We start from the raw sequence: 24,277 nt of genomic DNA, 5'->3' as shown, positions 1-24,277 counted from the left end.
ATCCCGAATACGGATAATTTTTTCTTAAGGCGCGTCATGCCGCCGGATTGACCTCTCCCCGCATGCAGATCCCTTCGGCAGTTATCCACTAGGCTTATGGGCCAAAACAAGTGCCGGATGCCGCGATCCTGTCGCTTGCCGCGATGCCCTTGCGGCTGCCACCCGTTGACGGCTTTTTGGGAGATCGAAGGATCAGGCAGGGAGATCAGGCCGAGGAGAACCGACCAGCCGGGAACTTGCCCTGGAACTGATGTCAGCCGGCAGCCCGGTCGGCCGCGGTTCGGATGGCTTCTATATTGGCCCGGTAGGCTTCGACGCTGCCGCCCTTGAAGATGGCGGCGCCTGCCACCAGCACATCGGCGCCGGCTGATGTGACCAGGGGGGCGGTTTCCGGCGACACGCCGCCGTCGATCTCGATGCGAATCGGCCGGTTGCCGATCAGCGCTTTCACCCGCTTGACCTTGTCGACCATGGCCGGGATGAAGGCCTGGCCGCCAAAGCCCGGATTGACGGTCATGATCAGGATCAGGTCGAGCCGGTCGAGCACATATTCGATCGCACTTTCCGGCGTCGCCGGATTGAGCGATACGCCGGCCTTCTTGCCGAGACCCTTGATGGTCTGAAGCGAGCGGTCGAGATGCGGTCCGGCCTCGGCATGCACGGTCATGCCGTCGCAGCCGGCATCGGCAAAGGCGGCCAGATAAGGATCGGCCGGCGCAATCATCAAATGGCAGTCGAAAAAGGCCTTGGTGCGGTTGCGGATGGCCTTGATCACCGGCGGGCCGAAGGTGATGTTGGGCACGAAATGCCCGTCCATCACGTCGAGATGGATCCAGTCGGCGCCGGCCGCCGTCACCGCCTCGACCTCGTCGCCGAGCTTCGAGAAATCCGACGCCAGCACCGATGGCGCGATCAGGGTCTTCCTGCTCATGATGCGGCCCCTTTGGGCGCCCTGTTTGCGGGCGCGATCCAAACGTCTGCCTAGACCATGATCCCGAAAAGGGAAAGTCGGTATTTGTTGTGCTAGGAGCGGCCCGGCTGATGCCTTACCTGCTCGGCCTCGCTTCCGGTTATGGCCCAATTGGCGAAAACAGAAAGGAGAGCTCAGACGGGAAAGACCGTCTCTTCCATGCTGACGTCGCTGGACGGCTTTATCGAGGGACCGTCGGGCGACAGCGGCTTGCTGATGTCCGAGGAAGATTGCACCGGCATTTCAACGACGAGATGCGGCGGACCCCGATCGCGCTGACGAAAAAAACCCGCCGAATCGCTCCGGCGGGGTTCTGAATTTTGACTCGTATCAGATCCTATGGCTTGAAGTTGGCCGCCGGATCCCTTTGCGGCTGTACCTGCGTCTGCGGCGTGCGCTTCGGTATGAACTGCTGAAGGACACCTGGATTGAGCAACAGGGTCGGGTCGAGCGACGGCTGCTGCCGGATGGCTCTGCAGTTCGGGAACCGACCAACGGTGCCTTCGGGGCAGCGCCGCCTGATGATTGGCACGCACTGGCCGCCGACCATCTGCGAGCCCGGGGCGCAGTCTCCCACCTGCGGCCTCGGCTTGCGGCATGCGCCGTCGATCACCTGGGTGCCGCGCGGGCAAACACACTCGCCGCGCTTGTTGTGCACCTGGCCGCGTATGTCGCACTGTTCCAGCACAGGCTTCTTCTGCCGGCAGGCATTGCCTTGCACCTCGGTACCCCGCGGGCAGACACAATTGCCGTTGGCGTCGTGGACCTGGCCGCGGATCGAGCACTGCTCGGGCTTCGGCCGGATCGGCCGGCAGACCTTGCCCCTGACTTCTGTGCCGTCCGGGCAGACGCAATCGCCGTTGGCGTTTTGGATCTGACCACGGATCGAGCATTGTTCAGGCTTTGGCCGGATCGGCCGGCAGGCTCCATTGCGCACCTCTGTCCCACGCGGGCAGACACAATCGCCATCGGCGTCATGAACCTGGCCGCGTATGCCGCACTGCTCGGGCTTCTGCTTGTCGCGCACGCAGGCATTTGCCTGTCGGTCGAGATGCGTACCTTCCGGGCAGTAGCAGCCATTGCCGTCCGACGTCGGGACCGAACCGGGGATGGTGCAGCCAGGCTTGTCGGTCTTGACGCAAGCGCCGTTCTCAAGCTCGGTTCCGCGCGGGCAGACACAGCGTCCATCCTCGGTGCGGATCTGGCCCTTGAGCAGCACGCAGGGCCTCGGATCCTTCGGCTGGATGATGACGCCGCCGTCGGGCGAGCACTGGCCGTTGCGGAACGTCGTGCCTTCCGGACACACGCACCGGCCGGCATCGTTCATGACGAAGCCTGGCGAGCATTCCTTCTTCACCTCGCGCTTGATGGTGAACGGATGGCAGGCATAGGCCTTGCCGCGATCGCCCTGGACGTTGGTCAGGTCGCCGGGCAGTACGTCGCCGCCGCCTTGCACCCTGGTGTCGGGAGACAAGACGCCGACGCAGTTCTGGCCGCTGACGTTGCCCCGCAGATTGACCAGGGGAGCGTCGGGAAGGACCACGGTGACCTTGTGCACATGGCTTTCCCCGGCGCCGAGCGTCAGGTTGGCAATGCAGGTCAACGGCAAGGTCGTCGGTTCGGGCGAGCAGCCAAAGGGCGGTTCGATCGAGGTGATCGCGACGCCTTGCAGCCGCCCCAGCCCGTCCACCCCGATCGCATCGCCGATGCGGACCGGACCGGAGAAGGCGGTCTGGCCATCATTGGTGATGGTGATCTCGAACGAGCAGGGTTGCCCCGGCTGGCACTCGGCATCGCCGGTCTTCTTGACGCTAATGGTGGACGTGCCGCCGCCCTTGGCGCAGGCATGGCCGATCGGGTAGACGACGTCGTCTCCAGGGGCCGGGCCGTATGAGCCGCGTGCGCAGTTCTCGAACGCGCCATTGGCCAAGACCGTCACGTCGAAGTGCCTGGAGGTTCCGGGCGTCATCGCGGCGCCGGGTATCTGGCATGACAGCGCATTGGCCGGAACCGCTCCGCAGGCCCATTCCGCACCGTCGGGTGTGACGGTCTGGATCTGGACCGGCGCGCCACCCGATATCAGCGTGGCAGCATCGTTGACCCGCACCGGACCGGTGGGGGCAGAGGTGCCAAGGCTGATGACGGTGATGCGGCAGGAAACCACCGCCGCACCGGCGAGCGAGCCATTGCAGACCTTGGTGATGCGTAGGGTCGGCTTGCCGCCATTGGGATGACGGAAGCGTTCCTTGGCGCAGGCCTTGTTGTTGGTGAGGTCGACCTCACCGGGGACGGGCTTCAGCGCCGCGCAGTTCTCGACCGAATCCGACTGGTAGCCGGCCGGCATGACCCCCTTGACGACGATCGGCGTCGAGGCGCCCGGCATCAGCACGATGCCTGCATTGTCGCAGCGGAACTGGCCGGGACCGTTCGGTCCGCATGTCCAGGGCGGAGACGGGCCGAAGGTCGAAGAGGCCGGCGCGCCGCCCGGGTAATTGTCGATAACCGTCAGCGGCCCATTATAGGGGACGCTGCCATTGTTGATGATGTCGATCACGAAGTAGCAGATGCCGTCGGGCGTGCAGACCGGGATGCGGGCACGCTTCTTCAGGATCAGGTCGACCTTCTTGTCCACCGGGGGCCGGCAATCGCGGTCGCGGTCGCCACGCCGGCAGATCGGGATCGAGGCACAGCCGCGATCGTTCTGCTGGCTGCCGAACAGCGGCTTGCCGCTGGCGCCGTAGTTATAGGTGGCGCAGTTGCGCAGCGCGCTGCCTTGCCAACCACCCGCCGGCTTGAAGCCGAGCTTGAGGTTGATGGAGGCCCCCGGATTGAGCGTGGTCACCGGATAGGTGCACGTCATCGGGGTCACGCCGGGCATGCATACCCAGGGCGGATTGGGCCCTGAATCCAGAGTCGAGCCGGCCGGCAGCGTCACCTCGTCGAGCACGATCTTGCCGTGATACGGCCCGTCGCCGACATTGGTGACCTTGATGGTGAAGTCGCAGCCGCCGCCCATCGTGCAACGCGTCACGTCGGCGCGTTTCTCGACCTTGAGGTCCGGTTCCTTGTCCTTGGGCGGACATCTCAAGTCACGCGGGATGACGATGTCGATGGTCTGCGTGCAGCATAGTCCCCAGCCCTCCTTCGGGCCGGCATAGGTCTCGATGCCGGTGACGATGAGGTGGATGACGTCGCCGGGCGACGCACCGACGATCTTCCAGTTCAGCACACCGCCGCCCGCCGGCACCAATTGCGTGTCGGGGATGATGGTGATGCCTGGGGTCGTCGTCGATACCTGCACCCATTTGCCGCCCATCTCCGGGCCGACAGGCATGTGGTAGATGAACGCGCCGCCGCCTTGCATGCAATCGACCGTGCCGCGCTCCACCTTGAAACATTCCCGGTCGGGAGGCGGAGGCCGCTTGTCACAATTGGTGAGGTCGATCTTGATCGAGGTCTTGGCCCCGGTCTTGTAGTCGCCGTCGTCGGGCTTGCCCGGATCCTGCGACGGGATGATGGCCCCCGTGCCGACGCCCGGCGTCACCTTGATCATGCCCTGGTTGTCGACGATGGCCGGCGAAGGAAACGCCGCATGGTCGATCTTGGCGGTGATCTTGAAATTGATGACGCGTTCATTGCCAGCCCCAGCGCCGTCGAGATCGGTGGTGGAAATCCGGAAATCGGAAACCGTTGCCGTATCGTTCGGATTAGCCGAGGTGCTGATTGTCGCACCCGGCAGCGGTCCGCCTGACGCATCCGTGCCGTCGCCGGACACGTTGACGTTGACGATCGCAAGACCGTGCGGAAGCTGATCCTTGAAGTCGAGTTGGAGTTTCTTCAGCCTGGCCGAAAAGCTTGGGTCGGCAAAGCCTTGCGAGTCGCCGCGCAGGCCAAAGCTCAGGGAGTAGACGACGTAGTCGCAGCTCCTCTGTGTGCCTGTTTTGGTGAAGAACGGCACGATCCGTTCCGGCCTCGGATTGACGATTTTTGAATTGTCGAGGTCGAGCCGCAGTTCCGGAGTGATCGGGACTGCATCTTCGGCGTGGCTTGCCACAGGGGTGAACATGGCGACCGCGATACCGGCCGCCATCAGCCAGCGCGCGCCGCGCCTGGCATATGACAGGGGTTTCATGATGGTCTCCATGACGGTTGGCTGCTTGCCGGTGGATTGACTGCTGTTCGCGGTCGGGGAAAGTGCGAGATTTTTCATCTTCCCCTCCTCAACGTTCGCAGCTGACGGCTGGGGTTCTGAGCGGCAAAGTCATCTTGCAGCAAGGGTAGTAGCCACCCTTGTCCTTGTCGGACTGCCTGTAGAAGCAAAGTCCAACATCGACTCTGTCGCCCGGAGAATGGCCGGTGATGTCGACCGTGTAAGGCTTACCGGGAGCATGCGACTGGGGTGATGTCACCCCGACGCCTGGTGTCCTGGACTTTGTCTCACTGGAAGGCTGGACCTTGATCGAATCGCCGCCAAAGCCGGCATGGTCATGGAGATAGAGGTCGGCCTGGAGGCCGCGAGGCGTGCAGTAGAACTGAACATCCTCGACATCGATGCACGGAGGCACATCGCCGGGCGGTGGGAAGTCTGGCGGATAGAACGGCGGCAGATAACCGCCGGGGATCTCTTCATAATAGCCGGCACGGCCTTCGCAGGGGTGCCAGACCTCGACGTCGCCGACATGGCCTTCCACTTCCGGGTCTTCGAAATAGCCGTCGAAGTCGACGAACCACGAGCCGAATGGCGGCACGTTGGCCGGCTTGACCAACGGCGTCGGCGTGATCTGCACGCCGTGCACGGCAAGCGGCCCGCCGGCGGCGAGCTGGTCGGCAAGTGTCGGGTTGTCGCGCAGCTTGTCGCCGGTGTTGACCAGCGTGTCGGTGCACACGCCGGTGTCGAGATTGCCGTCGGCGTCATAGCCATATTGCAGGTCGAGCCCACCGGCCGACTGCCGGTTGCCTTGCGGGAAGCCGACTGCATATTCCTGCGGCTCTTCCACCCAGACCGATTCCGTCGCCGGATCGTCCGGGTTTTCGCGCCAGTAGCGGATGACCTCGCCCTTGCCGGAATCGGCGAACTGGCTGTAATCGTAGCGATTCTCGACCGGGCCGCGCTGCGCCAGATACATGAAGCCCTGGTTATCGAAGGCGATGTCGGTGACGGCGTAGTCCTTGTCGGCCTTTGCCGTCAGCTCCCAGCGCGGATCACCGGCAAAGCTGCCATCGCGGGCAATGCCAACCGACCAGATCTCGGCCTTTTCGCCGACCGAATAATAGAGCCGGCCGCCATGATAGGCGACGGACCAGACGCGGCGTTCGTCCTGCGTGTAGCCCCATGTGTCGGGGTCTTCCGAGTCGAAGGCAGCACCCTGTATGTCCATCACCGCACCGTCATCGGCGACGGGAGCCAGCCCATGCGCCGGCCGCCCGGCAACGCCGTGATCGAATGTGTCGATCAGCGTGCCGTTGGCGTCGAGGCGGTGGATGAAGCCCGTGTCGAGGTCGCTGGCGAAGAACTCGCGGTGATTGCTGTCGAAGCTGATGTCGCCGATGCCGGAACCGCTGTTGGTGTCAATGTCGGCGAATTTGGAGACCGCGCCGGTGATGCCGTCGATCTTCCAGATCGTGCCCGGACCGCCACCGCTTTCGGTGCCGAACTGGCCGTCCATGAAGACGGCGCCTGCGGTTCCGCGGCGCTGTCGCTCGGGCCGACCGTCGGCATCTTCGTCCGGGGTGACGATACGGATGCCGTGCAGCGAGGTCGCGCCGGCATAGAGGTTGGGGACGCCCGTGGGAACGCCGTCGCGCACACCGTCATCATAGGTAATGGCGAACACCTGGCCGATCTGTTCGGCCGTCACCTCGAAAGGCGGCAGCGTGTAGACGAGCTGGCCGGAAGCCGGTCCGCCGAGCGCCGAAACGTCGAAGACGCGCAAGGTGGCGCGCGTCGTGTCGATGAAGGTTTCGTCGACCGGGTCGACGCCGGGCGGCAGCCCCCCCCTTTCGGAATCGGCAGAGTCGAAATTGGGAATGACGGTGCCGGAAAATCCGGTGACCGCCATCGAGCCGGGATAGATGATCTGGGTTTCCTGCGCTTGGGCGGCTGTGTCCAACCAGAGCGTGGCGCTCAGCGCCAGGGCAAGCAAACCGCCGGCCAGATGGAGCGAACGGCGCAAACCGCCGCTTGGAGACGACATGGACGCGCCGCGATCGCAGGACATAAAACTCCCCCCGAAGTTTTCGGGAGGAACATCCGGTCCGGCCGCGCGAAACAGGGCAAGGCGCGGCGTTCCGGCACGTTCGTCCCTGATCGAATTGTCTGCTTTCCTCATCTTCACGATACGCCTGCTCCTGCGCAGGGTCAACGGAATCAGCCGAAAGCCCAGCGCATCGACTCCATCCCGAAGGCGGTGGTCGCGCTGAGCTTGCGTTGGTCCCGGAGACCGTGGAGCCTCTGGGGTCCTGGTCATGGGGGCATCCTTTCCGGCCCGCACCATGCGGCGCCTGGTCGTCAGTCGCAGGCTGAAGCGGAAAGGTTCATGCAAAACGGCGGCCGGGTCTGTCCGCCATTTCACAGAGGCGCGGCCAATTCCTTGTGTCAACTCAAGGTGGAAAACAGTCTTGGCGCGCGAAAGACCGGCCGGCTTACTTACCGTCAGTGCCGGCTTCTGCTAGCGTCTTCCCAACCCTGGGGGGATCATGACACGCAGGCACTTCGTTCTCTTGCTGGCGGCGCTTTTTCCATGTGCGTTGCCGGTCCATCAATCCGTAGCCAAGACCTTGGTCTACTGCACCGAGGTTAGCCCCGATACGTTCGATCCCGCACTCGCCTCCGGATCCCGCGACGCCTCGGCCACCGCTCTCTACAACCGCATGGTCGAGTTCGAGCCCGGCACCACCAAGGTGCGCCCCGGCCTTGCCGAAAGCTGGGAGATTTCCGACGATGGCCTCACCTACACATTCCACCTGCGGCAGGGCGTGAAATTCCACATCGTCGAGGGCTTTACGCCTAGTCGCGACTTCAATGCCGATGACGTGCTGTTCACCTTCGACCGGCAGGCCAACGCGCAGGACCCGTTCAACAATTACGCCAAACGCCAGTACATTTACTTCGACGGCATCGGCATGCCGGATCTTGTCGCCGGTTGGCGCAAGCTTGACGACCATACTGTGGTGATGACGCTGAAGGCGCCGCATTCGCCGATGCTTGCCGACCTGGCGATGGATTTCGCTTCGGTCGTTTCCAAGGAATATGCCGACAAGCTCGTCGCAGAGAAGCGGCTTCTCGACTTGGCGCTGAAGCCGGTCGGGACGGGTCCGTTCCAGCTTGTCGACTACCAGCAGGATGCAGTCATCCGCTACAAGGCCAATCCGGACTACTGGCGCGGCAAGCCGAAGATCGACGATCTCGTCTTCGCCATTGCCACCGATGCCAGCATTCGCATGGAAAAGCTGCGCGCCGGCGAATGCGATCTCATGCCCTATCCAAATCCGGCCGACCTGGAGGCGATCAAGGCGACGCCCGGAATCAAGGTCATGCGGCAGGAGGGCCTCAATACGGGATACCTCGCCTTCAACACCTTGCAGAAGCCCTTCGACGATCCAAGGGTGAGGAAGGCGATCGCCATTGCCATCGACACGCAGGCGCTGGTCGACGTCGTGTTCCGCGGCACCGGTGAAGTCGCACGCAATCCGCTGCCGCCGACCTCCTGGGCCTATGACAAGACGAGCCCCAATCATGTCTTCGACCCCGCTGCCGCCAGGCAGGGGCTCGCCGATGCCGGCGTAAAAGACCTGCACATGAAGATCTGGGCGATGCCGGTGCAGCGTCCCTACAACCCGAATGCGCAGCGTATGGCCGAAATGATCCAGTCCGACCTGGCAAAGATCGGTGTCAACGTGGAAGTCGTGACGTATGAGTGGACAGAATACCTTGCGCGCTCGAAGTCACGCGACCGCGACGGCGCCATGCTGTTCGGCTTCACCGGCGACAATGGCGACCCCGACAACTTCCTGTCGGTGCCGCTTGGCTGTGCCGGCGTCGGCACCACCAATCGTGCCAACTGGTGTTTTCCGGCCTTCGACGATCTGCTCAAGCAGGCAGCCGGGATCGTCGATCCCGCTGCCCGCGCAAAACTCTATTCGCAGGCGCAAACGATCTTCAGGGAGCAGATGCCGTGGGTCGCTATCGCCCACTCCGTGGTCTCGATGCCGATGCGCGAACAGGTGACGGGCTATGTCATGGACCCCTTTGATCACCATGATTTCTCGGGCGTCGATATCAAGGAATAGCGTTCGGTGTCTGCCGCCGATCTCGATGTCTATGTAGAGAGCCTGCGCAATTTCCGACTGGTGCGGAGCTATAGCATCGCGCAGTTGCTGCCTTACCTGGAACAGGCTGGATTGAAAGTGCGCCTGCTCGACCGGCCAGCCGGCCGAGATCGGGCGCCGGTGGCCTTTCTGCATGTCGACCTGACAGTCGTGCCGCCAACGTACCGCGGGCTCGGCCACCTCTACGACCGCACCATCAATGGCCGCGCGCTGTCCATCCACCGGCACCTTTATTCGACACTGAAGCTGGAGGCAGGCGACAGCCACGAGGGGCCGGTTGTCGTCAAGACGGTCCTCAACTCCAGGGGCCGACCAGAGCAGCGCTGGTGGCAGCATCGCAACGGCCTGACCAGGAGCGCGCATGCCATCCGCAAGCTCTTCGAACCCGGCTACAAGGACCGCCTGTGCCCGCCCTATAAGGTCTACCAGACGATCGGCGAGGTTCCGCGGGATGTATGGCGCAACAATCGCCTGATGGTGGAAAAGTTCGCTTTCGATACGCTCGACCTGCCCATCGTCAAGCACCGCTACATGTTCCTGCTCGGTGCCGAGGTCAACATGCGGCAGGTCTACGACGATGTGTTGTGCGCCGGCTCAAAAATCCTGAGCAATGAGGTGGGCGGCGCCGTCCCGCCGGAGGTGCTGGCGGTGCGGCAAAGGCTCAATCTGGATTTCGGCGCCATCGACTATTTCATCGTCGACGGCAAAGGTATTGTCGTCGATGCCAACAAGACCGTCGGCTCAAATCCGGAATGGCTGAAGAAAAACCGCTTTCGCCGGGAGTTCAACGATCGCATGGCCGAGGCGCTGATCGCCTTTGTCCGCGGTTGAGCCGGATCACCAGATCCAGTCGCCCTTGCCCAGCACGGAAACCGCCTCGACAATGCGGCTGAAGGAGGCGCGGGCCCGGCCAACCGTGTGCCTGGCCCGGAGATAGCCGTGCACCAGTCCCGGCTCCTCGAACCAGGTGGCATGGCCGCCGGCAGCGAGGACGCGGTCGCGATAGGCCTCGCCGTCCGACGACAGTGGGTCACACTCAGCGGTGATCAGCACTGTCGGTGGCAGGCCGGTAAAATCTGCGTCGGCCATTGGATACAAAGTGATGTCGCCGGTCCCATCGACGCCGCCGGTGCGGATATCCCTGTAGAAGTCGAGATCGCGCACCGTCAGCATCGGCGCTTCCGCATGCGTCAAATAGGAGCCTTGCGAACGGTCGCCGCCGAGGCCGGGATAGATCAGCACCTGGCCGATCGGCTTTTTGGCATGGCTGCGCGTTGCGTGGGCGACAGCCGCGCAGAGATTGCCGCCGGCGCTGTCGCCGCAGAGCAAAATAGGGCAGTCGTAGTTCGAGGCCGCCCATTCGAAGGCATGCAGCGCATCGTCGAAGGCGGCAGGGTGCAGATGCTCTGGCGCCAGCCGGTAGCCGATGGAGACCACTTCGAAGCCGGTCCGGGCGCACAGCTCGGCGCAGACATCGTCATGGCTGTCCAGCCCACCGAGGATGAAGCCGCCGCCATGGATGTAAAGCACCATCGCGTCCCGGTTGGGTGAGGCAGAGCGATAGATGCGGATCGGGATGTCGTGGGCGGCAATGATTGTCGTTTCCGCCGTCACGCCATCGGGATAGCCGGCAAAAAACTCGCGGCACATCCTGTCATAGATCGCACGCTGTTGGGCGATGGTGTAGTCGATCGTGTCGGGAGGATAGTAGGAGTTGGTCTTCTCGATGAAGGCCCAGGTCTCGGCGTCGATGAGGGTTTTGTAGTCGGTCATGCAGCTCCTTTACCTCCCCCTTGATGGGGGAGGTCGCCGCGAAGCGGCGGGTGGGGGGTGGTGGCGCATCACCCCACCCCGGACCTTCGGTCCGACCCTCCCCATCGAGGGGAGGGTAAAGAGGCTACTTCCCCTTCCACATCGGGTCGCGCTTTTCCGCAAAAGCCCGGAACCCTTCCATATTGTCCTCCGAGCCATAAAGCGCATCGACCGTCGCCAATTGCCGGCGCGTCACGCGGTTCATCGCGTCCTGGAAGGTCAGCGCCTCGGCCACCCGCGCCGTCTCCTTGATCGCGGCAAACACCAGTGGCGGACCGCCGGCGAGCAGCCGGGCGATCTCCCAGACGCGCTCCTCGAGCTTGTCCTTGGGCAGCACTTCGTTGACCAGCCCCCAGCGATACGCTTCCGCCACATCCATCCAGCGGCCGGTGAGCAGAAGGTCCATGGCGACATGGTAGGGAATGCGCTTGGGCAGCTTGATCGTCGCGGCATCAGCCAGCGTGCCGGCGCGGATTTCGGGCAGGGCGAAGGAGGAATGGTCGGAGGCGAAAATGAGGTCGCAGGACAGCGCCAGCTCGAAGCCGCCGCCCACCGCCATGCCGTTGACGCAGGCAATGATCGGCTTGTTCATGTCGCGCAGCTCCTGCAGGCCGGCAAAACCGCCGACGCCATAGTCGCCGTCGACCGCGTCGCCACCTGCGGCTGCCTTCAAATCCCAGCCGGCGCAGAAGAACTTGTCGCCGGCGGTCTTGACGATGGCGACGCGCAATCCGGGATCGTCGCGGAACGCCTTGAAGGTCTCGCCCATCAGCCGCGAGGTCTTGAGGTCGATGGCGTTGGCCTTGGGCCGGTCGAGCGTGACCTCGAGGATGGTGCCCTCGCGGCGGGTGGAAATGACGTCAGACATTCTTCTTCTCTCCCAGCACCAGCAGCGCGTCGGCGATCCAGGCGCCCTTGCCCTCGGCGCAGACGATCAGCGGGTTGATGTCGAGTTCCTCGATCTCTCCGGCATTCGTCTGCACGAAGCCGGCAATGCCCGCGATGGCGTCGATGGCAGCCCCGACATCGGCCTTGGGCCGGCCACGATAGCCGTCCAGCAGCGGAAACAGTTTAAGGCCACGCAGGGCCGCCTCGATGTCGTCGCGCGTCGCCGGCAGCATCAGCGTGACGCTGTCGCGCAACAGCTCGACCAGCACGCCTCCGGTGCCCAGCGTCATGACGGCGCCGAACATCGGGTCGCGGGTGAAGCCGACGATCAGTTCGGCAACGCCGTCGCGCACCATGCGCTCGACATAGAGGCCGGTGCCGAGCGGCAGCAGATCATGCGCCGCCGTGCTCACGGATTCGGCGTCCTTGAGGTTCAGCCTGACCGCGCCGACTTCCGATTTGTGGGTGACTCCGAGCGCCTTCAGCGCCACCGGGAAGCCGAGCGCCATCGATGAGATGACGGCCTCGACAGCATTGGCGGCACGTTCTGCCTTCGGCACAGGCAAGCCGGCCTTGATCAACCGCGCCTTGGCTTCGGCCTCGTCAGGGGTGACATGGTCACCTCCGGCCGCACCTGCAGCCGACGTGTCGATAGACTGCGCCTGCGGCTCGGCCCAGGCCCAGCCGATGAAGGCTGCCGCACCTGCGGCATCCATGGCCTCGGAGATGCCGAACAACGGCACCATGCCGCGCGCCATCAGTTCGGCGGTGTATTCCTCCGGCAGGTTCTCCGGCAGCGAGGAGACGATCGCACCATGCGCCTTGTTGGTCTTCAGCGCCGATTCGAAGGCGCGCAGCGTCGCCCACCAGTCGGTGACCGAGCAGCGGTCGGGGCGCGGGAAATCGAGCACCAGCATGTTGAGGTCGAAGCCACCCGACACCATGGCGGTGAAGGTTGCGGTCATCGCCGGCTCGTTGTTCCAGATGAAGGTGTGATAGTCCAACGGGTTGGCGACCGCGACCAGCGGCCCGAGCGTCGATTTGACATGGGCGCGGTGCTTCCTGGTGAGCTCCGGGAAATTGACCCAGCGGCCTTCGGCGCTGTCGGCCATGACAGAGGCTTCGCCGCCGGAGCAGCTCATCGACGACAGACGATAGCCGGGCAGCGGCCCGGTGACATGCAGCAGCTTCAGCGCCTCGATGAAGGCGGGGATGGAATCGACGCGGGCAATGCCGAGCCGCCGCAGGAAAGCGCCCGAGGCAGCGTCCGAGCCAGCCAGCGATGCCGTGTGCGAGACCGTCGCCTGCCGCGCCTGTTCGGAGCGACCGACCTTCATGGCGATGATCGGCTTCTTCAGTTCGCGCGCGCGCGCGGCCAGCTTCTCGAAGCCGGCTACCGAATCGAAGGCTTCGATGTGCAGGCCGAGCGAGGTGACGCGCTCGTCCTCGATCAGGCCGAGCGCCATTTCGGAGAGGCCGGTCTGCGCCTGGTTGCCGGCCGTCATCAGGAAGGCGATCGGCAGGCCGCGCTTCTGCATCGTCATGTTGATGGCGATGTTGGAGGACTGGGTGATGATGGCGACGCCCTTGGCGCCTTCGGGCAGCCGGATGCCGCCATGCTGGTCGGGCCACAACAGCGCGCCGTCGGCGTAGTTGATCAGGCCATAACAGTTCGGGCCGATGATCGGCATCTGGCCGGCCGCGGCCACCAGTTCGGCCTGCAGCCGCTCGCCATCGTCGTCATAGGCCTCGGTCTCGAGAAAGCCCGCGGCAAAACAGACGGCGCCGCCGCCGCCACGCTCGGCCAGCGCCTTGATCACGTCGATGGTGAGATGCCGGTTGACGCCTACAAAGGCAGCGTCGGGCGCCCCGGGCAATTCGGCGACCGAGCGATAGGCCTTGCGGCCGGCGACCTCGTCCTTGTTCGGATGCACCGGCCAGATTTCGCCGGCAAAGCCCATCTTGATCGATTGGGCGACGACGGCGGCGGCCTGGGCCCCGCCGAACACCGCGATGGATTTTGGGCGCAACAGACGCTCAAGCTTGTGCATGGGTTATGCCCCGAACGGGCGCAGCAGCGCCCGCGAAATGATGTGGCGCTGGATTTCCGATGTCCCTTCCCAGATGCGCTCGACGCGGGCGTCGCGCCAGATGCGTTCCAACGGCAGGTCGTCCATCAGCCCCATGCCACCATGGATCTGGATGGCTTCGTCGGCAACGAAGGCGAGCATTTCGGTAGCCTTCAGCTTCGCCATGGCCATGTCCTGATCGGTGACGGTGCCCTGATCGTACTTCCAGCCGGCTTCGAACACCATCAGGTCCGCCGCCTTCAATTCGGTCGCCATGTCGGCGAGTTTGAACGACACGCCCTGGAACTTGCCGATCTGCTGGCCGAACTGCTGGCGTTGCGCCGAGTATTCGATGGCGTGGCCGAGCGCCCGCTCGGCGCGGCCGAGACATGTGGCGCCGACCTGCAGGCGCGTGGCGCCGAGCCAGGAATTGGCGACGTCGAAGCCCTGGTGGACCTCACCCAGCACCTGGCTTGCCGGCAGGCGGCAATCGTCGAATTCGAGGATGGCGTTGGTGTAGCCGCGATGCGAGACGTTGCGGTAGCCGTCGCGCACGGTGAACCCCTTGGTGCCCTTGTCGACGAAGAAGGCGGTGATCTTCTTGCGCTTGCCGCGCGGCGTTTCTTCCTCGCCCGAAGCCATGAAACAAATCGCGAAATCGGCAAGATCGGCATGGGAGATGAAATGCTTGGTGCCGTTAAGGACCCAGTCGTGGCCGTCCTGCACCGCGGTCGCCTTCATGCCTCGCAGGTCGGAGCCGGCGCCGGGCTCGGTCATCGCCAGGCAGTCCCACTTCTCGCCGCGGATGCACGGGAACAGGTACTTTTCGCGCTGCTCGGGCGTGCCGGCGAGCAGGATGTTGGAGGGGCGCGCGACGCAGGTCCAGTGCAGCGCATAGTTGGCGCGGCCGAGTTCCTTCTCGTAGAGCAGCCAGGTCACCGTATCGAGGCCGGCGCCACCGACATCGGCCGGCATGTTGGCCGCATAGAGCCCGGCTTCGATTGCCTTGACCTTGATCTCCTCGATCAACTCGCGGCGCAGCACGCCGGTGCGCTCGACCTCGCGTTCATGCGGGTAAAGCTCATTCTCGACGAACGCGCGCGTCGTCTCGACAATGAGCTTCTGTTCCTCCGAAAGACCGAAATCCATGGTCCTCAGCCCTTCTTCTTTTTCTTCGGCTTTTCCGCCTTCTTCACCGGCTTCGATGCCTTGGCCTTTTCTGCGGCCCTGGATGCGGCCGGCTTCTTCGCCGCCAGCTTGGCCAACTGCTTGGTATAGTCCTTGTGCAAGGCGCCGGCGCCCCAGCCCTTGCCTTTGTTCTGTTTCGACAGAGCATCCATGATCGCGACCAGATTGTCGTCGCGGATCCTTTCCAGTTCGCGGATCGACAGGCCGTGCGCCTGGTCGTCCGACTGGGTGGCAATAAGATCGACCAGCTCGTCGTTGAACTCCGGCACGTCCATAAGCTTGGTCCACGGCCATTTCAGGCACGGCCCGAACTGCGCCATGAAGTGGCGCATGCCGGCTTCGCCGCCGGCGACGCGATAGACCTGGAACATGCCCATCTGCGCCCAGCGCAGGCCGAAGCCATAGCGCATGATGTCGTCGAGTTCCTCAACGGTGCAGATGCCGTCCTTGATCAGCCACAGCGCCTCACGCCAGGCCGCTTCGAGCAGGCGGTCGCCGACAAAGGCCTCGATCTCCTTGCGGATCACCACCGGCTTCATGCCGATCGATGCATAGATCTCCTTTGCGACCTCGATCGCCTCTGGAAAGGTCTGTTCGCCGCCGACGATCTCGACCAGCGGCAGCAGATAGACCGGGTTGAAGGGATGTCCGACAACCAGACGCTCCGGATGCTTCTTCATCGCCACCTGCATGTCGGTCGGCTTGATGCCCGAGGTGGACGAGCCGACAATGGCGTTGGCCGGCGCGTAGAGATCGATCTCGGCCAGTACGCGGTGTTTGAGGTCGAGCCGCTCCGGCACGCTCTCCTGGATGAAATCGGCGTCAGCCACCGCCTCGGCGATGGTCTTGGCAAAGGTCAGTCTGCCTTCCCTGGGCAGGCCGCCGGGAACCATCTGCCTGTAGGCGCGGCGCGCGCCCTTCATCACTTCCGAGACCTTGCGCGACGCTTCCAGGTCCGGATCGAAGATCGACACATCGATGCCGTTGAGCAGCAACCGCGCCACCCAACCGGCGCCGATGACACCGCCGCCAATGGCGGCTGCCTTGTTGATGATGCTCATGGTCAGGCTCCGGTTTTTGTCTTGGCGGTTTGAGGGTCGATGAGAGGCACGCGCTCGCCAACGCGGATCACGGAGGGGTCGTAGGCCTTGCGGGCGAAGACTTCGAGCACGAAGGGCCGGAAGAATTCGATCGGCAGCGTGTCGTAGTCCGGGTCGAAGCTCGACTGGTCCCAGCGTTCGCAAAACTGGTCGCAATCGTCGAAATAGGCATGGCCGGCGAAGCGGTCGCGAGCATGGCGGTTGCCGCCGAGATGATGCGCGTAATAGAGCCGCTGGAAGTCGCCATGCTTTTCCACCACCCAGGTGCATTGCTCGCGCACGAAAGGTTTCAGGATCGAGGCGGCGTATTCGTCGTGATTGTACGGTGCGTAGATGTCGCCGATGTCGTGCAGCAGCGCGCAGGCGATCCAGTCGGTGTCGGCGCCGTCGCGCCAGGCCCGCGTCGCCGCTTGCAGCGAATGGCCGAGCCTGGTGATCTTGTAGCCCGACAGGCCTTCGTCGAGTTGCACCAGTGCGTCGAGCAGCCGCTCGCCGGTCCTGGCGGCATAGTCGATCTCATGGGCGGTCAGGAACTCATAGTCTTGCCTGTCGCCATCCTTCATCGCAGTGAATTTGACGGTAGCCATGATCCGCTCCCGTCTTAAGCAGCCGCTGCGATCGGCGCCCGCTTGGTGAGGTTGAGCTTCCTGCGCACTTCCTCCGGCCCCAAAATCCTGGCGCCGAGATTGGTAACGATGCTGGCCGCGCGCTCGACGAGCTGCGCATTGGTGGCCAGCACGCCCTTGTCGAGCCAGAGATTGTCTTCGAGACCGACGCGGACATTGCCGCCGGCGAGCACTGCAGCGGCTGCATAGGCCATCTGGTTGCGGCCGATGGCGAAGGCCGACCAGTTCCAGGTCGACGGCACGTTGTTAACCATGGCCATGAAGGTGTTGAGGTCGTCCGGCGCCCCCCACGGCACACCCATGCAGAGCTGCACCAGCGCGTCGGGATTCAAGACCTTTTCTTCGACCAGCTGCTTGGCGAACCAGAGGTGGCCGGTATCGAAGGCTTCGATCTCCGGCTTGACGCCGAGCGCCGTCATCATGCCGCCCATTGCGCGCAGCATGCCGGGCGTGTTGGTCATGACATAATCGGCCTCGGCGAAGTTCATGGTGCCGCAATCCAGCGTGCAGATTTCCGGCAGGCACTGGCGCACATGTTCCATGCGGTTGGTGGCGCCGCCCATGTCGGTGCCTTTTTCATTGAGCGGCAGCGGCGCTTCCGGTGAGCCGAACACCATGTCGCCGCCCATCCCGGCGGTCAGGTTCAGGATCACATCGACTTCTGCCGCGCGGATGCGGTCCGTCACTTCGCGGTAGAGATGGACATCGCGGCGCGGCTTGCCGGTCTCGGGGTCGCGGACATGGCAGTGGACGATGGCGGCACCGGCCTTGGCCGCATCGATCGCCGAATCGGCGATCTGCTTGGGCGAGCGTGGCACATGCGGGGAGCGGTCCTGCGAGCCGCCGGACCCGGTCACGGCACAGGTAATGAAAACCTCACGGTTCATCGCGAGCGGCATGGACATCTCCTCCCCATAGAAACAGACCCTAACAATGACCGACTTGCCGGAAACTGTTTTGCAATTTACGAAGCTCTCGTGATCAAAAGCGAAAAACCGACCATCTTTCGCGCTGAGCGATCGCCGCTCAAGGTGACGCTGCTGGTGTTTTCAGGCTCGTCCATCATGTGCGTGGCGTCGACCGTCGACCCGCTGCGCGCCGCCAACCGCATCTCAGGCGAGACGCTGTTCGATTTCAAACTGGTCTCGGTCACCGGCGAGGCGCCGGTCACCACATGCGGCCTGCCGGTGGCGGTCAGGGGCCGCTTCGATGCGGCCGAGCCGACCGACGTGCTTGTCGTCGTCGCCGGCTTCGGCACCCAGAATTACGCGACATCGGCTCTGCTTTCCGGATTACGGCGAGCGGCCCGCGCGGCTCGCGCCTGCGGCGGCGTCGAGGCCGGCACATGGCTGGTGGCGCGCGCCGGCCTCCTCGAAGGCCGCAGCGCCACCACCCATTGGGAAGACATGGAGGATTTTTCCTCCGCCTTTCCCGGCGTCGACGTGCGTCCGGACCGCTACGTCATCGACGGACCGGTGTTCACCTCGGGCGGGGCGTCGCCGACCTTCGACCTGATGCTGCATCTGATCCGCACCCGGCTCGGCATGGCCGTCGCGCTCGATGTCGCCAGCGTCTTCATCTACGACCAGGCGCGCGCCGCGACCGACGCGCAGCCGCTGGTCTCGCTCGGCCGGCTCGACGGCTACGACCCGCGTCTGGCGCAGGCTATCCGGCTGATGGAATCGCATGTCGACCAGCCGCTGACCATCGACGCGGTGGCAAAACGCGCCGGGGTGACGGCGCGGACATTGGAGAGCATTTTTCGCAAGTCGATCGGCGAGACGCCGGGCGCATATTATCTCAGGCTTCGGCTGGGCGCGGCGCGGCGGCTGGTGGTCGACACGCGGATCGCCATGGCGGATATTGCCGGGCGGACGGGGTTCTCGTCCGCCGCGGCATTTTCCAGAGCGTTTTCAAGAGCGTTCGGCGAAGCCCCGGTCAGGCTGCGCCGAGGTTGATGCATGTCGCCCAAAAGTGTGTCGCGGTTTTGGGATTACGACATGCACAGACAAAGGGAGATCAGGCTGCGTTCTGTCGATCGCTGCCGGCGTCCATCTGCGAGCGCATCTGCCTCGCCAGACGGACTTCAAATCGGCTGCTGACAGCACGATCCCATTCGTTTTTCACGCTGTCGGTCGGCCGCGGCAGCGCCATCAGCCGGTCGATGATCGATCCGGTCTCGCCGGATGAGAGCAGGGCGTTGATTTCGCGTTCATGCTGCATATCGGTTCGCCTCCTTCCTTTTCACCCGCCACAACCGCATCCTTATACGAGATACGTGACGGCAGTTTGAAGGCAAGAGCGAGGTCATTGAGGGGCGCCAAAGGGCAAACCCTTGTCGTCGGATAGGGTCTTGCGCAAACCCCATTCCGGGGCGGCCGGAATGTTATCCAGCCACCCTTGAGCACAACGAATCGGCTTTCCGCCCTCAGACGTAGCGGTTGACGATGTTTTCCAGCAACTCCTGGCGGCCGGAGCGTGGCTGCGGCTCGATCTTCTTCTTCACCACGCGCTCGGCGATGTCTTCCAGCGAGCGCTTGCCCGACAGCATCGCCTTGCCCTCGGCCGTGTTCCAACCGGCATAGCGCTCGGCCAGCGGACCCGACAGCGCCTTGTCCTCGACCATCTTGGCGGCTGCCTTGAGACCTCGTGCGCAGGAATCCATGCCGCCGATATGGCCGATCAGCAGGTCCTGCGGGTCGAGCGACTGGCGGCGCAGCTTGGCGTCGAAATTGGTGCCGCCGGTCTTGAAGCCGCCGGCCTGCAACACCTGGTAATAGGCCAGCGCCATCTCCGGCACATTGTTGGGGAACTGGTCGGTGTCCCAGCCCGACTGGTAGTCGTTGCGGTTCATGTCGATCGAGCCGAAGACGCCGAGCGCATTGGCCAGCGCCAGCTCGTGCTCGAAGGAATGGCCGGCAAGAATCGCGTGGCCCTGCTCGATGTTCAGCTTCACTTCCTTCTCCAGCCCGAAGCGCTTGAGGAAACCGTAGACCGTGGCAACGTCGTAGTCGTACTGATGCTTGGTCGGCTCCTGCGGCTTCGGCTCGATCAGGATCGTGCCTTTGAAGCCGATCTTGTGCTTGTAGTCGACGACGAGACTGAGGAAGCGCCCGGCCTGCTCCTGCTCGCGAGCAAGATCAGTGTTGAGCAGCGTTTCATAGCCCTCGCGCCCGCCCCACAGTACATAATTCTCGCCCTTCAGCCGCTTCGTGACGTCGATGCAGCTTTTCACCGTCGCCGCCGCATAGGCGAAGACATCCGGATCGGGATTGGTGGCGGCGCCCGACATGAAGCGGCGGTTGGAGAACAGGTTGGCCGTGCCCCAGAGCAGTTTGACGCCGGTCTTCTTCATCTTGGCGGCAAAATAGTCGGCGATCTCGTCGAGCCGCGCGGCACTTTCGGAGAAATCTTTGCCTTCCGGCCGCACGTCGGCGTCGTGGAAGCAGAAATAGGGCGCGCCGAGCAGCGAGAACATCTCGAAGGCGACGTCGGCTTTCAGCTTGGCCAGTTCCATCGTGTCGACGCCGCCAGCCTTGGGAAACCAGGGCCGGTCGAAGGTCTGGCCGCCAAAGGGATCGCCGCCCGGCCAGGCGAAAGAATGCCAGTAGGCGACGGCGAAGCGCAGATGGTCTTCCAGCCGTTTGCCGGCCACCACCTCGTCGGGATTGTAGAAGCGGTAGGCCAGCGGATTGGTGGAATCCGGCCCCTCATACTTGATCGCTTTGATGTCGCCGAAAAATCCGCTGCTCATGATTTCTGTCCTCTCTCGAATAGTTCACCCTGATTACCTCAGGCGTAATTGGTTTCGCTCTCGCTTGGGGTGAAAAGCCTCGTGTCAAAGCCACTCAACGAAGGAGACAGACCATGACCGACCTCAATACGATCGCCCAGAACTACATCACCGCCTGGAACGAGGCCGATGCGGATCGCCGTGCCGAACTGCTCAAGGCCACCTTCACCGAAGACGTCAGCTACCGCGATCCGCTCATGCAGGGCGACGGCCACGCCGGCGTTGCTGGGCTGATCGACGGCGTACAGCAGCGCTTCGCCGGCTTCCGGTTCTCGCTGAAGGGTACGCCGGACGGGTTTGGCGACCGCATCCGCTTCTCGTGGAATCTTGGGCCGGAAGGCGTGCCGTCGGTTATCGAAGGCACCGATATCGGTGTTGTCGAAAATGGGCGCCTGAAGAGCGTCACCGGGTTTCTGGACAAGGTGCCGGCGCAGTGATCGATTAAGGGTGGCGCGAGACACCCCCCTCTGCCCTGCCGGGCATCTCCCCCGCAAGGGGGGAGATTGGCTGGCATCCACGCCTTCGCTAATCACCCACCTTACAAGACTGGCATACCCGCCGACGCTGCCGATCTCCCCCCTTGCGGGGGAGATGCCCGGCAGGGCAGAGGGGGGTGCCTCGCGCCGACTCACGCGGTCATGCCTTTGATCGCCGGGTATAGCGCCCGGTAGCGCTGGTACGCATCGGCATACGCCCCGCCAAGCGCAGCATCCGGCTCGATCGTCGCATCCGTCCTCGGCGCCGTGCACACCGCCAGCGGATCAGCCCCTGTCGCCGCGATCAGACCAAGCCTCGCCGCGCCAAAGGCAGCACCGAAATCGCCGTCGGCCGGAATGTCCACGGGCACCTGCAGCGCCGTAGCGATCGCCTTCAGCCAGTAGCGCGAGCGCGAGCCGCCGCCGATTGCCGTCACCCGCGTCAAATCCGTGCCGGCGGTCTTCAAGGCTTCGAGACTGTCGCGGAATGCGAAGGCGACGCCTTCAAGCACGGCCTGCGTCAGCACCGCGCGGCTCGACTCATGCGCCAGTCCGGTGAAGGACCCACGAATGGCGGAATCATTGTGCGGCGTGCGCTCGCCCGAGAGATAGGGCAGGAACGACACCCCGCTCGGCGCTTTCAGCACATCGCCAAGTTCGGCGGTCAATTCACCGGCCTTCTTGCCTGAAATCTCCGACAGCCAGTTCAGCGAATCGGTCGCAGACAGGATGACCCCCATCTGGTGCCAGGTGTTGGGCAGGGCATGGCAGAAGGTGTGCACCGCGCTTGCCGGATTGGGCAGGTAGGAAGCGTTGGCAGCAAACAGCACGCCAGATGTGCCCAGCGACACAAAAGCGTGGCCGGCGCCGACCGTGCCCATGCCGCAGGCCGAAGCAGCATTGTCGCCGGCGCCGCCGGCAACCGGGGTGCCCGATGCTATGCCCCAGCTGGCGGCCAGTTCGGCGCGCAAGGCTCCGGCCTTCTCCGTGCCTTCGACCAGCGACGGCATCTGCCTTTCGTCGAGCGATGTCGCCGCAAGCAACTCGGGGGACCAGCGCCGTTTGCCGACATCGAGCCAGGAGGTGCCGGCCGAGTCGGACATTTCTGAGATATGCTCGCCGGTCAGCCACAGCCGCAGGAAATCCTTCGGCAAAAGCACCTTCGCCACTTTGGCGAAGACGGAGGGCTCATTGTTCTTCACCCAGGCGAGTTTCGGCGCCGTGAAGCCGGGGAAGACGATATTCCCGGTGAGTTGGCGAAAGCGCGGGTCGGCATCCAGCGCGGCGGCCTCAGCGTGGCTGCGCGTATCGTTCCACAGGATGCAGGGGCGCAGCACCTGGTCGCCGGCATCGAGCAAGGTGGCGCCATGCATATGGCCGGAAAGGCCGATGCCCTTGACCGCGGCAAGCTCTTTCGGGTGCGACGTTTTCAGCTCGGCGATGGCCGTCTCGCAGGCGCGGATCCAGTCGGCGGGGTTTTGTTCGGACCAGCCGGGATGCGGCCGCGATACGTCAAGCGAAGCATGGCCGGAGCCGATGATCTTCTGCCCGGCATCGATCAACAGCGCCTTGACGCCCGACGTGCCGAGATCGAGGCCGAGATACATGCATTCCTCCCATTGCCATTAATTTTTTCGGGTCTCGAAAAAATCTGGCTTGCCAGTTTTTAAAACAAGATCCGCCGCGGGTCAATTCTCTGACAAATTGGCGGCGCGTTGCGAAAACAGCGCCGACAGCGGACTGTCCGGCCGGACCAGTGCGCGCTCGGCCGTCAACGCCCAGGCAAGCGCCGTGTCGCCGGCGCGCAACGCCGCCTCGATCAGCGTGAGATCAATCACATCGCGCTGGGCGTGGCTGCCGCCAAAGCGATGGGCAATGGCGCGGACCGGTCGGATCAGGCGCACCGCTTCGCTGTAATTGCCCTCGCCGAATGCCTTGATGCCTTCCGTCAGTGGCTGGCCGACATCCCGGGTAAAGGCGGCGTTGTCGTCGCTGCCGCGCATCGCCTCGTGCTGGGCTTCGAGCAAGATCTTGACCGGCGCTTCGAGACCGGCGCCGACGAATGCCATCATCGCATGCGCATCGTTGAAGGCGTAATTGCCGGCTCCAGCCTTCGGCGCCCAGTTGGTAGCGAGCGCTGCCCAGCGGTCGCCGACATCGACACCGCCGAGATAAAGCCGCCACAGGATCGCAGAGGCGTCGACCATGTTCAGCGCCAGCGTCGAACGCTCGCCATAGATCGGCCCGTCATAGAGCTTGAGCACCTCGTCGGTCTCGCCGAGATCGTAGTGGAACAGCGCCAGATGCCACCAATTATGCACCTGCAGGAAGCTTTCCTTCGTCCACGCCCCGGGGTTGGCGCGCATCCAGGCGATGCCGTCCCGTTGCCGGCTCTGCATCTCCATGACATGGGCGACCGCATGCTGCGCCCAGCCGTCTCGCGGCTCGATCTCGATCGCCTGTCGGCCGAAACTTTCGGCTCTGATATAGTCGCCCATCTCCTCGAGACCGAAGGCCTGCATACCGAGAATGGCGTGGTAACCTGGCATGCCGCTCTGCCAGGACGGCAGCGCGCGGCTGATACGGTCGCGCAGCATGCGGGCATTGCCGGTGAAGAAGTCGATCTGGTGGCCGACCTGCAACGCCACCGCGTCGAGCGGGTTGTCGATGGCGATATCTTCGAGCAGGCGCGCGGCGTCATGCCAGCGTCCCTCGGCAAGGTGGCCAAGGGCCGCCACATGCGCCTGTTCGCGCGGCGTCGCGGCAAGCGGCAGTGCCGCAGCATGGCATGCCTGGGTGACCGCCATTGCCTCGCGTTCGGTGGCGAGGCCGAACAGATACCCCTTGAAGACATGCGCCATGACGAAACCGGGATCCGCCGATATGGCGCGGTCAACGGAGCCGACCGGGTCGCCGACGAAGCATTGCAATTCATGAACGGCCTGGCTGTAGGGTGAAAACCCGGCCTCGGTCGCGCCCGAAAACATTAGGCCGAATGGATCTCTTACTGCCATATCGGCCCTGATG

At 63.9% G+C, this 24,277-nt stretch carries 19 protein-coding genes; 5 read left to right on the top strand and 14 right to left on the bottom strand.

Going from position 1 to position 24,277, the window contains the following annotated elements; translation table 11 throughout:
• Positions 1 to 253: 253 nt before the first annotated feature.
• The gene (gene rpe, locus NKJ18_RS12615; protein WP_023668852.1) at positions 254 to 931 is read right to left on the bottom strand and encodes a ribulose-phosphate 3-epimerase; all 678 of its coding nucleotides are present in this window, start codon (positions 929 to 931) and stop codon (positions 254 to 256) included.
• 110 nt (positions 932 to 1,041) lie between these two features.
• Here rpe and NKJ18_RS12610 point away from each other — a divergent pair, with 110 nt between their 5' ends.
• A complete protein-coding gene (locus NKJ18_RS12610) occupies positions 1,042 to 1,287 on the top strand; it encodes a hypothetical protein (RefSeq protein ID WP_352758315.1) in 246 nt (81 codons plus the stop codon).
• A 20-nt stretch (positions 1,288 to 1,307) separates the two neighbouring features.
• On the opposite strand, the gene NKJ18_RS12605 is transcribed toward NKJ18_RS12610, so the two are convergent.
• Together NKJ18_RS12605 and NKJ18_RS12600 are read right to left on the bottom strand one after the other, a co-directional pair.
• The gene (locus NKJ18_RS12605; RefSeq protein WP_352758314.1) at positions 1,308 to 5,180 is read right to left on the bottom strand and encodes a DUF7929 domain-containing protein; all 3,873 of its coding nucleotides are present in this window, start codon (positions 5,178 to 5,180) and stop codon (positions 1,308 to 1,310) included.
• A gap of 10 nt (positions 5,181 to 5,190) precedes the next feature.
• Positions 5,191 to 7,464, bottom strand: a complete 2,274-nt coding sequence (locus tag NKJ18_RS12600) for an NHL repeat-containing protein (protein ID WP_352758418.1) — start codon at positions 7,462 to 7,464, stop codon at positions 5,191 to 5,193.
• A gap of 202 nt (positions 7,465 to 7,666) precedes the next feature.
• Between NKJ18_RS12600 and NKJ18_RS12595 the strand changes: the two genes are divergently transcribed.
• Both NKJ18_RS12595 and NKJ18_RS12590 read left to right on the top strand, forming a co-directional pair.
• On the top strand, positions 7,667 to 9,259 hold the full coding sequence (locus NKJ18_RS12595) for an ABC transporter substrate-binding protein (protein ID WP_352758313.1): 1,593 nt from the start codon (positions 7,667 to 7,669) through the stop codon (positions 9,257 to 9,259).
• Positions 9,260 to 9,265: 6 nt separating this feature from the next.
• The gene (locus NKJ18_RS12590) at positions 9,266 to 10,129 is read left to right on the top strand and encodes a hypothetical protein (protein ID WP_023689945.1); all 864 of its coding nucleotides are present in this window, start codon (positions 9,266 to 9,268) and stop codon (positions 10,127 to 10,129) included.
• Between the two features lie 6 nt (positions 10,130 to 10,135).
• Here the strand turns inward: NKJ18_RS12590 and NKJ18_RS12585 are convergent, their stop codons facing one another.
• From NKJ18_RS12585 to bcoG, 7 genes are all read right to left on the bottom strand, one after another.
• Positions 10,136 to 11,071 (bottom strand): alpha/beta hydrolase, encoded by a 936-nt coding sequence (locus NKJ18_RS12585; protein WP_352758312.1) that lies wholly within the window; start codon positions 11,069 to 11,071, stop codon positions 10,136 to 10,138.
• A gap of 124 nt (positions 11,072 to 11,195) precedes the next feature.
• On the bottom strand, positions 11,196 to 11,978 hold the full coding sequence (locus NKJ18_RS12580) for a carnitinyl-CoA dehydratase (RefSeq protein WP_023752427.1): 783 nt from the start codon (positions 11,976 to 11,978) through the stop codon (positions 11,196 to 11,198).
• On the bottom strand, positions 11,971 to 14,049 hold the full coding sequence (locus tag NKJ18_RS12575; protein ID WP_352758311.1) for an acetate--CoA ligase family protein: 2,079 nt from the start codon (positions 14,047 to 14,049) through the stop codon (positions 11,971 to 11,973). The genes NKJ18_RS12580 and NKJ18_RS12575 overlap by 8 nt, the downstream gene beginning before the upstream one ends.
• Before the next feature lie 3 nt (positions 14,050 to 14,052).
• Entirely contained in the window at positions 14,053 to 15,216 is a 1,164-nt protein-coding gene (locus NKJ18_RS12570; RefSeq protein WP_352758310.1) for an acyl-CoA dehydrogenase family protein, read from the bottom strand.
• Between the two features lie 5 nt (positions 15,217 to 15,221).
• Positions 15,222 to 16,316: a 3-hydroxyacyl-CoA dehydrogenase NAD-binding domain-containing protein gene (locus tag NKJ18_RS12565; protein WP_352758309.1), complete on the bottom strand. Its 1,095-nt coding sequence runs from the start codon at positions 16,314 to 16,316 to the stop codon at positions 15,222 to 15,224.
• Positions 16,317 to 16,318: 2 nt separating this feature from the next.
• Entirely contained in the window at positions 16,319 to 16,942 is a 624-nt protein-coding gene (locus NKJ18_RS12560; protein WP_023702512.1) for an HD domain-containing protein, read from the bottom strand.
• Positions 16,943 to 16,956: 14 nt separating this feature from the next.
• Positions 16,957 to 17,880 carry a 3-dehydrocarnitine:acetyl-CoA trimethylamine transferase BcoG gene (gene bcoG / locus NKJ18_RS12555; protein WP_023668863.1) on the bottom strand — a complete coding sequence of 308 codons (924 nt, stop codon included), beginning with the start codon at positions 17,878 to 17,880 and terminating at the stop codon, positions 16,957 to 16,959.
• Positions 17,881 to 17,958: 78 nt separating this feature from the next.
• On the opposite strand from bcoG, the gene NKJ18_RS12550 reads away from it, so the two are divergent.
• A complete protein-coding gene (locus tag NKJ18_RS12550; RefSeq protein WP_023668864.1) occupies positions 17,959 to 18,939 on the top strand; it encodes a GlxA family transcriptional regulator in 981 nt (326 codons plus the stop codon).
• A gap of 61 nt (positions 18,940 to 19,000) precedes the next feature.
• Here the strand turns inward: NKJ18_RS12550 and NKJ18_RS12545 are convergent, their stop codons facing one another.
• Positions 19,001 to 19,204, bottom strand: a complete 204-nt coding sequence (locus NKJ18_RS12545) for a hypothetical protein (RefSeq protein ID WP_023684278.1) — start codon at positions 19,202 to 19,204, stop codon at positions 19,001 to 19,003.
• Positions 19,205 to 19,409: 205 nt separating this feature from the next.
• Positions 19,410 to 20,735 (bottom strand): xylose isomerase, encoded by a 1,326-nt coding sequence (gene xylA / locus NKJ18_RS12540; RefSeq protein WP_023684279.1) that lies wholly within the window; start codon positions 20,733 to 20,735, stop codon positions 19,410 to 19,412.
• Between the two features lie 113 nt (positions 20,736 to 20,848).
• Between xylA and NKJ18_RS12535 the strand changes: the two genes are divergently transcribed.
• Entirely contained in the window at positions 20,849 to 21,211 is a 363-nt protein-coding gene (locus NKJ18_RS12535) for a nuclear transport factor 2 family protein (protein ID WP_023745168.1), read from the top strand.
• 191 nt (positions 21,212 to 21,402) lie between these two features.
• Here the strand turns inward: NKJ18_RS12535 and xylB are convergent, their stop codons facing one another.
• Together xylB and NKJ18_RS12525 are read right to left on the bottom strand one after the other, a co-directional pair.
• On the bottom strand, positions 21,403 to 22,857 hold the full coding sequence (gene xylB, locus NKJ18_RS12530; protein ID WP_023745167.1) for a xylulokinase: 1,455 nt from the start codon (positions 22,855 to 22,857) through the stop codon (positions 21,403 to 21,405).
• A gap of 81 nt (positions 22,858 to 22,938) precedes the next feature.
• The gene (locus NKJ18_RS12525; RefSeq protein WP_352758308.1) at positions 22,939 to 24,264 is read right to left on the bottom strand and encodes a tetratricopeptide repeat protein; all 1,326 of its coding nucleotides are present in this window, start codon (positions 24,262 to 24,264) and stop codon (positions 22,939 to 22,941) included.
• Between the last annotated feature and the right edge of the window lie 13 nt (positions 24,265 to 24,277).

Source organism: Mesorhizobium sp. M0217, from assembly GCF_040321955.1.
GTDB lineage: Bacteria > Pseudomonadota > Alphaproteobacteria > Rhizobiales > Rhizobiaceae > Mesorhizobium.
This window is presented reverse-complemented; position numbering and strand designations above follow the sequence as displayed.

Coding starts and splice junctions, on each gene's coding strand:
- rpe (WP_023668852.1), bottom strand. CDS start 931: ATGAGCAGGAAGACCCTGATCGCGCCATCGGTGCTGGCGTCGGATTTC.
- NKJ18_RS12610 (WP_352758315.1), top strand. CDS start 1,042: ATGCCTTACCTGCTCGGCCTCGCTTCCGGTTATGGCCCAATTGGCGAA.
- NKJ18_RS12605 (WP_352758314.1), bottom strand. CDS start 5,180: ATGAAAAATCTCGCACTTTCCCCGACCGCGAACAGCAGTCAATCCACC.
- NKJ18_RS12600 (WP_352758418.1), bottom strand. CDS start 7,464: ATGGTGCGGGCCGGAAAGGATGCCCCCATGACCAGGACCCCAGAGGCT.
- NKJ18_RS12595 (WP_352758313.1), top strand. CDS start 7,667: ATGACACGCAGGCACTTCGTTCTCTTGCTGGCGGCGCTTTTTCCATGT.
- NKJ18_RS12585 (WP_352758312.1), bottom strand. CDS start 11,071: ATGACCGACTACAAAACCCTCATCGACGCCGAGACCTGGGCCTTCATC.
- NKJ18_RS12580 (WP_023752427.1), bottom strand. CDS start 11,978: ATGTCTGACGTCATTTCCACCCGCCGCGAGGGCACCATCCTCGAGGTC.
- NKJ18_RS12575 (WP_352758311.1), bottom strand. CDS start 14,049: ATGCACAAGCTTGAGCGTCTGTTGCGCCCAAAATCCATCGCGGTGTTC.
- NKJ18_RS12570 (WP_352758310.1), bottom strand. CDS start 15,216: ATGGATTTCGGTCTTTCGGAGGAACAGAAGCTCATTGTCGAGACGACG.
- NKJ18_RS12565 (WP_352758309.1), bottom strand. CDS start 16,316: ATGAGCATCATCAACAAGGCAGCCGCCATTGGCGGCGGTGTCATCGGC.
- NKJ18_RS12560 (WP_023702512.1), bottom strand. CDS start 16,942: ATGGCTACCGTCAAATTCACTGCGATGAAGGATGGCGACAGGCAAGAC.
- bcoG (WP_023668863.1), bottom strand. CDS start 17,880: ATGCCGCTCGCGATGAACCGTGAGGTTTTCATTACCTGTGCCGTGACC.
- NKJ18_RS12545 (WP_023684278.1), bottom strand. CDS start 19,204: ATGCAGCATGAACGCGAAATCAACGCCCTGCTCTCATCCGGCGAGACC.
- xylA (WP_023684279.1), bottom strand. CDS start 20,735: ATGAGCAGCGGATTTTTCGGCGACATCAAAGCGATCAAGTATGAGGGG.
- NKJ18_RS12535 (WP_023745168.1), top strand. CDS start 20,849: ATGACCGACCTCAATACGATCGCCCAGAACTACATCACCGCCTGGAAC.
- xylB (WP_023745167.1), bottom strand. CDS start 22,857: ATGTATCTCGGCCTCGATCTCGGCACGTCGGGCGTCAAGGCGCTGTTG.
- NKJ18_RS12525 (WP_352758308.1), bottom strand. CDS start 24,264: ATGGCAGTAAGAGATCCATTCGGCCTAATGTTTTCGGGCGCGACCGAG.